We start from the raw sequence: 13,652 nt of genomic DNA, 5'->3' as shown, positions 1-13,652 counted from the left end.
TTTTTTGATTCAGATAATGATGGACAAAGCTGTCAAAAACATCAACAAAATTTAAATGTAAAAGCAAAATATCCCAATATAGTTTTTCATTTAACTGAAAAAAGAGAGTGTGAAAACTATCTACATCCTAATGTCATATTTAGAGTATCTAATAACAGACTTAACTATACTCCTGATAAATTCTCTGATCAAAAAGTGCTTTTAACTCCTCTTTTATCCGAATATATTGCTATTAAAAAAAGTAATTTAATTGAAAAATTATGGGGAAATAGTACATGTGAGGAAATTATTGAAAGTTGCACAGATCAACAAGGAAATAATGAATTCCTTCAATTCATTAATCAAATCGAGGAAAGATTTGGTTTAGTTGAATTAGAAAAAAAGACCGCCTAAGCGGTCTTTTTATTACTATCTCATCAAGCCACTGGCGACAAAGTAAACAACACCTGCCCTGTTTTCACTGTTTGCCCTTTTTCAATGGTAATTTCAGAAACCTTCATACGTTCAGGTGCAACAATTGGAATCTCAATCTTCATCGCTTCAATCACCGCAAGCGTTGCACCTTCTTCAACAATATCACCTGACTTGCATTCAATTTTCCAAATACTTCCCGGCATGTGTGATTCCACAGCACAACCACCTTCTGGAATTTGAACATCACTATCATCAGTTACAGCATCTAAGCTTTCAGAAACATACTCTGCAAGCCCAGCTTCATGCCAACGACGACGTTCTTCATCAAAATTGGCTTGTTGGACGGATTTAAATGCTGAGATTGATTCTGCATTTTCAGTCAAGAATTCATTGTATTCTTTTAGGTTCAATACACCTTCTTCTACACGGAGTTTTAAGCGACCAGCTTTAAAGTCCTCACGCATCTGCATCAGTTCAGCTTCTGAAACTTCATAAAACTTAATTTGGTCAAAGAAGCGGAGTAACCACGGCATACCTTGCTCAAAGTCAGGGTTTTGACGGTAACGAGACCACATTTGCGTGGTACGACCCACAAACTGATAGCCACCCGGACCTTCCATACCGTACACGCACATATAGGCACCGCCAATACCGACAGCATTTTCAGGTGTCCAAGTTCGTGCAGGATTATATTTGGTGGTGACTAAACGCTGGCGAGGATCAAGTGGTGTTGCCACAGGTGCACCTAAATACACATCGCCCAAACCCATGACCAAATAACTGGCGTCATAAACCACATCTTTGACCGCTTGTTTGTCTTTTAAACCATTAATACGACAGATAAACTCAATATTGTCAGGACACCATGGCGCATCTGGACGTACGGTTTGCATATAACGCTCTGTCGCTAGCTGGGTTTGTGAATCCTCCCAAGCAAGTGGTAAATACACAGTCCGTGACGGTACTTGCATTTGGGTCACATCAGGCAGTTCAGCTTCAGCAACTTGTAATAAATGCAGTAAATCAATTTGATCAAACTTGATCGAATCAAAATGAATTTGCAGTGAACGAATCCCCGGTGTGAGGTCAATAATCCCTGTGATATTCTGCTTTTGAACCCATTGCATGAGTGCATGAATACGGAAACGTAAGTTCAGATCTAAAACTAACTCACCATATTCCACCAACATGTAGTTATTGCCCGCAGGACGATACACCACATCCGGCAAGCCATTCTGACCTTTTAAAGTATCAAGCACTGCATTTTTTAAGGTGGAAAGTTCAGGATAAAATGACTCATCAAATGCCACAGCCTGCGTATCATTTGCTTCTAATTGCGCATGATATTTTTCATTTAAAAGTTTCGCTTGATGATAACTCACAGGTATAAATCTGACTTTGTCTCCTGCTTTCAATTGACCGAGTTTCCAAAGTTCAGAATTAATCACCACTGCAGGACAAACGAAACCACCGAGACTTGGACCATCTGGACCTAAGATAATCGGCATATCGCCCGTGAAATCAATCGCACCAATGGCATAGGCATTGTCATGAATATTGGATGGATGCAGGCCTGCTTCACCGCCATCCTCACGTGCCCATTCAGGTTTTGGCCCAATCAGGCGGATACCGGTACGGCTTGAGTTAAAATGAATTTCAAAGGTATTGGCAAAGAAGGTATCAATGTCATTTTTGGTAAAGAAATCAGGCGCACCATGTGGACCATACATCACCGCAATTTCCCATTCATGGCTAAATGATGGGATTTGCTCAGGTGCAAGGCTTTTCACTTCATCACTTGTAAATGCCGTGATTGGAAGCATATCGCCAATCAGTAAGTTACGACCTGCATGACCACCAAATTGACCTAAGGTAAAGGTTGCTTGTGAGCCTAGATATTCAGGTACATTCAAACCGCCTTTAATCCCAATATAGGTACGACAACCTGTCGCAATTTTGCCACATTTTAGAATCTGACCTTTACGCACATTCACGGTCTGCCACATCGGTACAGACACACCATCTAGGGTTGATGGCATATCGCCACCGGCAAGCACGATTTGGCTGTCACAATGGAATTTTAAAGTCGGACCTTGTAGCGTACATTCAAGCCCTGCAGTGTTATAGGCATTGCCAAGCAACTGGTTTGCAACATTCAGTGATAATGGATCAATCGCACCGGATGGTGGCACACCGACATCCCAGTAGCCCAAACGACCTGTGACATCTTGCACAGAAGTTTGAATGCCTGATTGCAACACTTCAATTTTTTGAGTTTTCCACTCGAATGTATTTAAGAAACGTGTGGTTTGCGTACAGGCTTTAAATACATCGCAGTCGATAATATTTTGTAGATATTCAAGATTGGTTTCGATGCCTGCAACCGATGTTTTGGCAAGTGTTTCGGTCATGGCTTGAATTGCAGACGCACGATCGTCTGCTGTGACAATGATTTTAGCAATCATCGGATCATAGAAGGACGATACATTTGAACCTGTTTCTACCCATGTTTCATTACGGGCATTAGCATCAAACTCAACATGTGTCAGTAAACCGGCACTTGGTTGGAAGTTTTTGATTGGGTCTTCAGCATATAAACGTACTTGAATCGAATGACCTTTCGATTCTAATGGTTCAGTTGGTGCAGTCCAGTCACCGCTGGCTAATGTCACCATCCATTCCACCAAGTCCACACCAAAGACTTGCTCGGTCACGCCATGTTCAACTTGTAGACGGGTGTTCACTTCCAAGAAATAGAATTCTTGCGTGTCGGTATCCATCACGAATTCAACCGTACCGGCAGAACGGTAGTTCACCGATTGCATCAGTTGAATGGCAACATTTTGAAGATAAGCACGTTGCTCCTCATTGATATGCGGTGCTGGGGTTTCCTCAATCACTTTTTGGTTACGACGTTGTACTGAACAATCACGCTCACCGAGCGCAATCACTTGACCTTTGCCATCACCAAAAATTTGTACTTCAATGTGACGGGCATTTTGTACGAATTTTTCAAGATACAAACCTGCATCTTTAAAGTTGGCTTGGGCTAAATAAGATACTGTTGCATAAGCATCTTTCAGCTCTGTTTCGTTCCAGACCAAACGCATGCCAATACCACCGCCACCGGCCGTACTTTTCAGCATCACAGGATAGCCAATACGATTGGCCTCAAGCAGTGCTTCAGCTTCATCCGCCAATAACTGACTACCCGGAAGTAACGGTACATTGGCTTGAATCGCAAGTTCACGTGCCGTGTGTTTCAGACCAAAGGCACGCATCTGCGCAGAATTTGGTCCAATAAAAGCAATGCCTTGTGATTCACACAGATCACAGAATTCAGCATTTTCAGACAAGAAGCCATAACCCGGATGAATGGCTTGTGCTCCGGTTTGTTTAGCAACATCTAAGATTTTTTCAACGTTTAAGTAGCTTTGGCTGGCTGGTGCTTCACCGATATACACCGCTTCATCAGCCAAAGTCACATGGAGTGAATCACGATCGGCCTCTGAATAGACTGCAACCGATTGGATACCTAATTTTTTAAGGGTACGAATGACACGACAGGCAATTGCACCACGGTTGGCGATTAATACTTTATTAAACATGTTATGCGTCCTCGCCTTCACGGATGATCAATTGAATTTTAGTTGGGTTATAGGCATTACAAGGATTATTCAGTTGTGGGCAGTTGGAGATCAGCACGATCAAATCCATTTCGGCTTTAATCTCAACATATTTGCCCGGTGCAGAAATACCATCATCAAACTTTAGATGCCCCTCAGAGGTCACTGGCACATTCATAAAGAAGTTAATATTTGGCCCGATGTGACGCACGTTTAAGCCGTGTTTTTTGGCAATTGGATGCTGAGACAATGCAATCATGAAATTGTTACGGCAACTGTGCATTGGATATTTGTCATGTGCATAACGAACGGTGTTACTTTCACATGAACATGCCCCGCCTAAAGTGTCATGACGACCGCAGTTATCATCATGAATGGTGGCAATTTTATTACCGAAGTTAGTATATAAAGTCGTGCCTTTTTCTAAATAAATCTGTTGGTTGATGGCTAAAGTATCTGTTGCGCTATAACGCTCTTCAGGGTTTGACGCTGAGATAAAGAGCGTATCCACCGCTTGGTTGCCTTCTAAATCCACAATACGGAAATATTGCCCTTTTTTGACTTCGCACATCCATGCTTCACCGGCAGGACAAACTTCGTTAAGGACTGATTTTTCTAAGCTGTTTTGTAAATTGGCTAAAGCTGTCATGTTGTATTCCCCCAATTAAGCGCTGAGTGCGTAGTAACGATTATTGTTTTGAAATGCACGCTGATTTTGCGGACATGAATCACGACATACATCGCTGTCGCTTAAAGGAAGTGCTTTGTATAAAGACAACTGAACATCGGCAGGTGCATATTCTGTCCTGTCATCTAAGGCATGTGGCGCGGATGATAAGAACACCAAGCAATCCATTTCAAAGCGTAGTTCGATCAAGTGATTCGTATTGTCAGATGCCACATAGCTCAAGTTGCCATTGTCATCTGGTTGGACTTTAGAAAACAGATTTAAAGTACTGCTGAGGTCTGTTGCAGATAAGCCGAATTTGGTCATCTGAAGCAATAAAGAGTCTTTGCCGTTGCGGTACATATCATTACGGGCATCTTGGAAAGTTTTACTGCCAAATTGGTTTTCAATTTGTGATGCGGTACTTGGTGCACAAAACGCATCATTCCAAGCGTGATCGTCTTTGACTATCGAGATCATGGCACGGCCTAAATCCGACGCCAAAATATGCCCTGTACTTAAATACGCCGTGTGTTGCCCTTTTAAGCTGTCTGGCATGTTGTAGCGTTCAAGCTTATCTTCACTATTTACACAGTACAGCGCCACATTGGCATTTTGCCCAAGTGATTTAAGCTGTAATACTGCCCCACGCTGAATGCGTGCTGACCAGTGATGTCCACCCGGTAAACGTTCCGTCCAAAGGACTTGATCTTCGTGATAAGTTGTTGTGCTCATGTGCATCTACCCCAATCTTTTACGGTTTACCTCCCGGGCTTTTATCCCTCCGTGCAGCTTTGCTTTGAATTAAAACGAAGCCGTGAACTCTCGGTCGCAGTCATACATAGAAATGTATCGGAACCCTAGATCACTTTATGATGTAAGTAGAAAAGCAAAGGCTATGCCAATTTAGTATTACGGTTTTAAAAAATAGTAATACCGATCTTTTGACTGTATAGCGCTGCATGTAAATTATTGGGCTAACACTTTTTTGCTCTATTATTGAACCTATGTGCATTTGAACGATGCATCATCCTTGTGCATTAAATGAATATTTTGGGGCTGTTTCTAAAAATTTATCTTTCAAAAAAGTAAAAGCCCAATATGGGCATTGGGCTTATGCTGATTATTCAGGACTTTTTTATTGCATTAACTGACTGCTTTATAAAATGGTACCGAGCCATTCACAGTTGCACGATGCATAATGCGGTGCGCATCACCATAGTCAAACAGCGCTTTGTGCTGCGTGCAGCGGTTGTCCCAAATAGCGACATCACCTTCTTGCCATTTCCAGCGCAAGTGAAATTCTTCCTTCACTGCATGTTCAAACAAGAATGTCAGCAATGCATCGCTCTCTTGTGCATTTAATTCATTAATTTGTGTTGTAAATCCCTCATTCACAAACAACACTTCAGCACCAGTTTCGGGGTGTGTACGTACGACCGGATGCACTACTGGCGGATTTTTACGGAAACTATTTTCAAGCCTTTCACGGTCTGCTGCTGTTGTGCCAAAGCGCTCTAATGGAAAAGATTTACGTATATCATGTGTTGCTGTTAAACCGCGTAGTTGCTGTTTTAAATCTTTACTGAGTGCATTAAAAGCAGCTGTACCGCTGGCCCAGAGCGTATCCCCACCAAACTCAGGGATTTTAATCGCTTGCAGCACACAGCCCAATGGCGGTGTCTGACTAAAGGTCACATCAGTATGCCAAAGGTCATTGTCTCTTAAATCTTGTCTGTGGCTATCCAGTACAATCACTTCTGGCGCATCATCCATCGCAGGGTAAATCGGATGAATATGCAAAGTACCAAAGGTTTTTGCTAACCTCACTTGCGACTGTGCGCTAAGCGCCTGCTTTCTAAAAAAGATCACTTGATGCTGCAATAGTGCTTGTTTTATTTCCAGCAGCACCGGTGTATCGGCATGGTTTAAATCGATACCTTCAATAACGGCGCCAATGTTTGGGTTAATTTGCTTCGCTTGCAATGACATAATCAAATCTTCTTCAATCTCTAAATCTGTTTACAGCTGTTGGCCATACCAAGGCGCCAACTGCTTTTGCAGCCAACGTAAAAATAACTCAAAACTAACTGCGACAATCGCGATCACAATAATTCCAAGAATCACAGTATCTGTAATTAAGAACTGAGCAGCTGACTGCACCATAAAACCAATACCGCGATCAGCAGCAACCAACTCTGCAGCCACCAGTGTTGACCAGCCCACACCCAAGCCAATACGCACACCCGTTAATATGTGCGGCAAAGCTGTTGGTAAAATCACATATTGCAAAACCTGCAAGCGCGTTGCGCCTAAAGATAATGCTGCGCGTTCACGGTTTTTTTGGTGGCTAATCACACCATGGACACTGCTGATAATAATTGGCGCCAAAATAGAAAAGAAAATCAGTAGCACTTTGGTGGTTTCACCAATACCAAACCAAATCACCAATAGCGGTAAATACGCAAGCGGTGGAATGGGACGAAGTAGCTCGACTAGTGGATCAAATACGGCACGTACCCATTTGTTGAGTCCCATCCATAAACCTAACGGTACACCAATCACAATGGCAGCAATGAGTGCGCTAAACACACGGCCAATACTTTCAGCCAAATGCTGCCAAAGCGTGGCTTTCATAAAACCTTGCTGGCTGACTTCAATAAACTTCTGCCATACCGCTGCTGGACTTGGTAAAAACAGCTCAGGAATAATTTTCAAAGTGGTTACGACAAACCAAAGTACAAGCAAGCTCAGCACGCTGCCGATGCTTACAATAAGTGGTAATTTTTTTCTAAATATAGAAAGAGAGGAACTTCTGTTTAATGTTGCTACTTCTTCACGATTTTCGCTTAGATGAGCCTTATTTAATTTTTGAATTTGTGTATTCATATTAAGACTCCACCGCATGTAATTTTTGCGCTTTTAAGCGTTCAAACAACATTTCACGTAGCTGAATAAACTGCGGATCAGATTTAATTGCACGTATAGATTCACCGTTTCTATAGCGCTCAGCAAAATCTAGCTTGAGCGTTTCAACAATCGTCCCCGGGCGCGCTGTCATCAGCACCAATTGATTGCTTAATAAAAGCGCCTCTTCAATATCATGGGTAATTAAAAAGAACCCTTTTTTCTCTTTAATCCATAAATTCAGCACAAACTCCTGCATGCTTTCTCGGGTAAATGCATCGAGTGCGGCAAAAGGTTCATCCAGCAAAATAAACGGTGCATGACTAATCAAGGCACGTGCAATACCGACGCGCTGTTTCATACCGCCTGAAAGTTCCCAAATATTGGCATTTGCCACATGCGAAAGCCCGACGGTATTTAAAATAGATGCAACTTGTGACTTTATCTCCGTACTTTTTAAGCCTTTTAATTTCAAGGAAAATGCCACGTTCTCTGCCACATTAAGCCACGGCAGCAAAGCATGTTCTTGAAAGACCACTGCTCGTCTTGCATCTGGGCCAGTTAAAACTTCATCATCAATTTTGACTTGGCCTGCACTCACCTGTTGAAAACCCGCCAAAATATTTAAAAGCGTCGTTTTGCCGCAGCCAGACTCGCCAAGTACAACCGTTAAAGTCGATTCAGGCACGTCCAAATTGATATTTTTTAGTACAGCCACCTCATGTTCAGGATAGGTCAGGCTAATATTTTCCGCTTTTAAGATACTCATTTTCACATCCTTAAGGCTGAACAAATAATGCTGTCACATTGCTCTTGTAATCGGCTTTGACTTTATCTACTTTGCCTTGGGCTTTTAAAAAGGTTGCTGTATCTAAAATATTCTTGGCAAAATCTGTGCTGAAACTTTGAGCTTGCTGCTGCTGGTTCAAATAAATATTGCCAGATAGCAGCAATGGAATATCTTTCGCATCAGAACCGGTTAATTGCGCAATGCTATTGATATAAGCAGTATTCGCTTCAAACGCTTTCGGATCTTGATTGTATTCATCTATTTTCTTTAAAGAAGTTTGAACGAAAGATTTTAAAAACTCTGGATTTTGCTCTGCAAAGTCTTTACGAACCACCCATACATCAAAGGTTGGTGCGCCCCATTCTGCAACTTGCTTAGAATCGGTCAGAACTTTACCTGTGGCACTCGCCTTGCTTAAAGCGGGTTCCCATACATAAGTCGCGTCAATATCACCACGTTCCCACGCTGCTGAGATTTCAGGCGGGCGCAAATTAATAATTTTGACCTCAGCCTCAGATAAATTCCAATGCTTTAATGCAGAAAGCAGGCTGTAATGTGCTGTAGAAACAAAAGGGACAGCAATGGTTTTACCCTTTAAGTCTTCAGGTTTTTGAATGCCTGATTTATTGCTCACCACTAAGGCTTCTGAAGCACCCAGTTTTGCTGCGATAAAAAACACTTCAATAGGTAAATCACGGCTGGCGGCAGCAGCTAAAGGACTGGTACCAATATTGCCAATACTGACATCACCTGATGCCAAAGCATTTACAACGTCTGCGCCCGTATCAAATTTTTTCCACTCAATTTTTTGTTGGCTGTCTTTTTCATAATCGCCATTGGCCTGCGCCACTTTGCTCGGATCAACACCAGTTTGATAGGCAATAACTACCGCTTTCTGATCTTTTTGCGCAATTACAGCCGTTGAAGTGTCAGGAGTAGATTTTTTAGCTTGGAAATATACGAAAGCAGCGATCGCCACAATGACGATCGCCGTAATAATTAAAGGTTTAGATTTGCCGCTCATATTTTTTTCATAAAAAAGTGATAACTGATTCACATACTAATCAGTCAGCTTTATGATGAAAAATAAGTTAATTGACAATATTTATCACAAAATTGCATTTATCGATTAGTGGAATACTTATGCTTTTATTCACTAAACGTCTAGCAATCAATTTTCTGCGCGAGATCTTTTAATGATATTTTTTACTTCACTAAGATTTCATGGAACATATGACGTAGCCATTGATGGCTGGTTTTATGATGGCAGGACATATGCCAATATTGCTTCACGCCATAGGTTGGAAATGCAATCGGTGCGTCAAATATTTTTAAGTTACCGCGCGAAAGCAATACTTCACTCAAGTAATAAGGCACAGTAGCAATCGCATCAGTGTCTTGCACGACTAAGCCTACACCTAAATAACTAGGTAAACGCATCAAAATATTACGTTTTAAATCAAGGTTAAGCAGCTCATTTTCAATATGGTAATGCCCCATCCCTGCATCAATATCAATGTGCGACTCTGATAAATATTGCTCAGTTGTAATGGTGTCACCCGTTAATCGTGGATGATCCTTAGCTGCAATCACCACATAATATTGCTCAAACAGTTTTTGCTGATAAAAGCCGCTTTCCAAATGCGGTAAAAACCCCAATGCTAAATCAATTTCACCATTCGCCATCTGATAACTGGTTTCAGTGGTAATCGGGCGTACATTTAGACGTATTTGTGGCGCGTGTTTTTTTAGATATTGGCTGATTTTAGGCAATAAAACCAAATGCGAAACATCGGTCATGGCCAAAGTAAATTGTTGATCTGAAATGGCTTGATCAAAATTAATCGTAAAATTATTAATAGCTTCAACTTTACTCAAGGCTTCGCTGACTAAAGGAAATAATTGACGCGATAACTCCGTAGGCACCATTTCATTGCCGATACGTAAAAATAAGGGGTCGTTATAATGCTGTCGTATTTTATTTAAAATATTACTGACTGTAGGCTGACTCATCTGCAAGTGTTCAGCAGCTTGTGACACATTTTTGTACTTATAAACATGAAAAAAAATGCTAAGAAGTTTACAGTCCAATTCAAACACGAAAGATTTAATCCCTAATTAAATATTGCAAGTTATGCTGTGCATCATCTGCTGAATTATACAAAAAGCCAATAACGAAATATTACTTTTATTGCAGATGAAACGCCAGTTTAGCCTGCTCAGTTGCATTTGGCTTTTCAACACCCCAATCAGTCCGCATAATAGACCCAGCACGAATTTGGATATCAACATGCTTCAAGGAAAAAAACTGGTTTGTTTTGATTTAGATGGCACACTTATCGACTCTGTTGGCGTGTGGAATCAGGTCGACGCAGATTTGATTCAACAGTTAACTGGACAAACCATCCAACTGGGTTTAATTCAACGTGAACGTGACATTCAGCTGCAATTATTTAAAAATACACCAGACCCTTACTTAATGTACTGTAACTATCTAAAAGATACTTATAAGATTGAACAACATACGGCAGATGAAATCAAACAGCAACGTTATGCCATTTCACAGCATTTTTTAGAACATATCATCTTGCTTAAACCACATGCAGCGTTATTTGTTCAACAGCTCATTCAGCAAGGCATTCAGGTGGCAATTACCACCACTACCAGCCTGCAAAATATTTATCGATATCAAAAAAATATTAACATCTATCCAATGCTGCATTTTGAAAATAGCTTTGATCTGATCCTGACCCGTGAAAGTGTCAAAAATATTAAGCCGCATCCTGAAGTCTATTTACAGGCGATTGAACATTTTGCAGTTCGACCTGAAGAATGTTTAATTTTTGAAGATTCACTCATTGGTGTAGAAGCTGCAAATGCAGCAGGCATTGAAGTGGTTGCCGTGTATGATGCATATTCAGAGCACGAAATTGAGCAAATCAAAAATAAAGCGGATTATTTTATCCATGATTTCTCTTCGGTTCTGAACTAAGTTAAAGTAAATAAGCGTTCGCTTAAAAGTTAAAAAGCAGCCCAACTTAGAGGCTGCTTTTGATATTTTTGCATCAATAGATAATTGATCTATTTTACTTTTTTATAAATGGATCCAGACCCGACTAAATTTCCCGTTTTTTCGTCAATCGCAAATTCAACAGCACCTGTCCCAGAGTTTACAGCCAGTAAACCAGATTCAGCGACAGATGCAGGTACAGGATTTTTCTTTTCAGATTTACCACTTTGTTTATCTTTTAAAGTATTGGTAATGAAATAGTTTTCACCATTTTTACTAATAATCAGCGCATTTTCAAGTTGCGGATCTACTGCGGTATTTTGCCATGTTCCAGCATAATCAGGCGCTGGACTTTGTTTACATGCAGTGAGGAGAACTGCGAACAACATCGCAGGAAATAATTGAATCTTTTTCAAAATACTGACCCTTCTTTGTCAATGAGTTTTGCATTATAGAAAGCCTTGAAGAGAACTTAAGACCGTTCATGTTGTGCAAAAGTTGCAAACCAAGTCCTGCTGTTTTTCTTTTGTCATGTTTTGAAACATTTGTAGTCTTTCATAATAAATAAGCCCACTTGATCGTGGGCTTATTTAAATATTTTCAATCTTTAGATTTATACGATTTGACGCATTGAACCGGTTTCTTCAAAAGTGGCATGCCAAGACAAAGCCTCTTTTAAAATATGCGGCGTTTGACCACCAAGCTCACATGCGCGTTCAAAGTAGCTCAACAATGCTGCGCGATAATCTGGATGTGCACAGATTTCAATGACTTTACGTGCGCGCTCACGTGGTGAAAGACCACGTAAATCTGCCAAGCCCTGCTCTGTAACTACGATGTCAACGTCATGGTCAGTATGGTCGGTATGACTCACCATTGGCACCACAGATGAAATCGCACCGCCTTTTGCAATCGACTTAGTCACGAAAATGGCAATGTGCGCATGACGAGTAAAGTCTCCTGAACCACCGATTCCGTTCATCATTTTGGTACCCGTCACATGGGTCGAATTTACGTTTCCGTAAATATCAAACTCAAGCGCAGTATTAATCGCGATTATGCCTAAACGTCGAATGATTTCAGGGTTATTAGATAGCTCTTGTGGACGTAACACAATTTTGTCTTTGTACTGATCAAAATTGTTCATCACATGCTGTGCGCAAGGCTCAGACAGCGTCATTGAACAGCCTGAGGCAAATTTCATTTTTCCAGAATCAATTAGCTGGAAAGTACAGTCTTGTAGTACTTCTGAATACATTTCCAAATCATGAAAATTCGAATGCTCAAAACCAGCAAATACAGCATTGGCAATCGAACCCACACCTGACTGTAGCGGCCCTAAATTTTCAGGCAAACGTCCTGCTGCTACTTCACCTTCAAAGAAATCAATCAGATGCTGAGCAATCGCTAGGGTTTCAGCATCAGGTTCATCCATTTTAAACTGGGTATCTGGCAGATCATTCAACACAATAGCTGAAATCTTATCGGGGCTGACATTGATCCCAATCGTACCGATACGTTCACCGACCTGAGTCAGTGGAATTGGCCCACGGTTTGGTCGCGCTTTCGGCACATAAATATCATGTACACCTTCGAGCACTGGGTTAATCGTATTATCAATTTCAATAATCACATGATCTGCCATTTCAATGAAATTGGCTGAGTTACCACATGAACCTGTCGGAATAACTTGACCATCTTCTGTAATTGCAGTCGCTGCAATAACGGCCACATTAATGCGCGGTAAATTATGATGACGAATATTATCGGCCATTTCAGACAAGTGTTGGTCAATATACATGACCTCGCCAGCGTTAATGGCTTTACGTAAACCAGGATCTGCCTGATACGGATAACGACGTTCTATCGCATGCGCCGCATTGAGGCGACCATCGATACTATTTCCTAAACTAGCACCCGTTGCCAACGTGATACGAAGAGGATGTGAAACTGCATGATCTGCAAGTGCCAATGGAACCGTCTTTGCCTCACCTGCACCACCAAAACCACTTAAACCAACCACTGAACCATCTTGAATTAACTCAATCGCTTTTTCAGCAGACATTACTTTGTCGCGAAGGGAGAGTAAGCGAATGCGATCTAAACCATTCATAATTAAATCTCAAAAAATAAATATCTCAAAATAAACATCTTTTTTCGCCATCCCAGCGAACTGAGATAGCGTTTGTTATTGCTTATCTAAAAACGTACTTATCTAAAAGCTTACTTATATAAATT

11 protein-coding genes, 1 pseudogene and 1 riboswitch are annotated in these 13,652 nt (G+C 41.1%); of the genes and pseudogenes, 2 read left to right on the top strand and 10 right to left on the bottom strand.

The window, feature by feature from the left end:
* A pseudogene (locus tag AVJ20_RS05065) lies at window positions 1–393 on the top strand (hypothetical protein); the annotation flags it as partial.
* A gap of 23 nt (window positions 394–416) precedes the next feature.
* On the opposite strand, the gene uca reads toward AVJ20_RS05065, so the two are convergent.
* The 8 genes from uca to AVJ20_RS05025 all read right to left on the bottom strand — a co-directional run bounded on the left by uca (window position 417) and on the right by AVJ20_RS05025 (window position 10,504).
* On the bottom strand, window positions 417–4,022 hold the full coding sequence (gene uca, locus AVJ20_RS05060) for an urea carboxylase (protein WP_111884383.1): 3,606 nt from the start codon (window positions 4,020–4,022) through the stop codon (window positions 417–419).
* Between the two features lies 1 nt (window position 4,023).
* Window positions 4,024–4,689 (bottom strand): urea amidolyase associated protein UAAP2, encoded by a 666-nt coding sequence (locus AVJ20_RS05055; protein ID WP_111884382.1) that lies wholly within the window; start codon window positions 4,687–4,689, stop codon window positions 4,024–4,026.
* A 15-nt stretch (window positions 4,690–4,704) separates the two neighbouring features.
* Window positions 4,705–5,442, bottom strand: coding sequence for an urea amidolyase associated protein UAAP1 (locus AVJ20_RS05050; protein ID WP_111884381.1), 738 nt, complete (start codon window positions 5,440–5,442; stop codon window positions 4,705–4,707).
* Between the two features lie 28 nt (window positions 5,443–5,470).
* A riboswitch (guanidine-I (ykkC/yxkD leader) is annotated at window positions 5,471–5,582 on the bottom strand.
* A 271-nt stretch (window positions 5,583–5,853) separates the two neighbouring features.
* Window positions 5,854–6,699 carry a taurine dioxygenase gene (tauD, locus tag AVJ20_RS05045; protein ID WP_111884380.1) on the bottom strand — a complete coding sequence of 282 codons (846 nt, stop codon included), beginning with the start codon at window positions 6,697–6,699 and terminating at the stop codon, window positions 5,854–5,856.
* Between the two features lie 30 nt (window positions 6,700–6,729).
* Complete coding sequence (gene tauC, locus AVJ20_RS05040; RefSeq protein ID WP_111884379.1) at window positions 6,730–7,596, bottom strand: taurine ABC transporter permease TauC; 867 nt, start codon at window positions 7,594–7,596, stop codon at window positions 6,730–6,732.
* Window position 7,597: 1 nt separating this feature from the next.
* Entirely contained in the window at window positions 7,598–8,383 is a 786-nt protein-coding gene (locus tag AVJ20_RS05035; RefSeq protein WP_111884378.1) for a taurine ABC transporter ATP-binding protein, read from the bottom strand.
* Between the two features lie 10 nt (window positions 8,384–8,393).
* Complete coding sequence (tauA, locus tag AVJ20_RS05030) at window positions 8,394–9,428, bottom strand: taurine ABC transporter substrate-binding protein (protein WP_111884377.1); 1,035 nt, start codon at window positions 9,426–9,428, stop codon at window positions 8,394–8,396.
* Window positions 9,429–9,610: 182 nt separating this feature from the next.
* Window positions 9,611–10,504 (bottom strand): LysR substrate-binding domain-containing protein, encoded by an 894-nt coding sequence (locus AVJ20_RS05025; RefSeq protein ID WP_111884376.1) that lies wholly within the window; start codon window positions 10,502–10,504, stop codon window positions 9,611–9,613.
* A 190-nt stretch (window positions 10,505–10,694) separates the two neighbouring features.
* Here AVJ20_RS05025 and AVJ20_RS05020 point away from each other — a divergent pair, with 190 nt between their 5' ends.
* Window positions 10,695–11,396, top strand: a complete 702-nt coding sequence (locus AVJ20_RS05020; protein ID WP_111884375.1) for an HAD family hydrolase — start codon at window positions 10,695–10,697, stop codon at window positions 11,394–11,396.
* 89 nt (window positions 11,397–11,485) lie between these two features.
* Here the strand turns inward: AVJ20_RS05020 and AVJ20_RS05015 are convergent, their stop codons facing one another.
* Window positions 11,486–11,803: a hypothetical protein gene (locus tag AVJ20_RS05015; RefSeq protein WP_111884393.1), complete on the bottom strand. Its 318-nt coding sequence runs from the start codon at window positions 11,801–11,803 to the stop codon at window positions 11,486–11,488.
* Window positions 11,804–12,027: 224 nt separating this feature from the next.
* Window positions 12,028–13,527, bottom strand: coding sequence for a succinate CoA transferase (locus AVJ20_RS05010; protein ID WP_171319206.1), 1,500 nt, complete (start codon window positions 13,525–13,527; stop codon window positions 12,028–12,030).
* Window positions 13,528–13,652 lie beyond the last annotated feature (125 nt).

Source organism: Acinetobacter sp. CFCC 11171, from assembly GCF_003268405.1.
Taxonomy (GTDB): domain Bacteria; phylum Pseudomonadota; class Gammaproteobacteria; order Pseudomonadales; family Moraxellaceae; genus Acinetobacter; species Acinetobacter amyesii.
The sequence above is the reverse complement of the archived record's forward strand: the minus strand, read 5'-3'. Positions and strand labels throughout refer to the sequence as shown.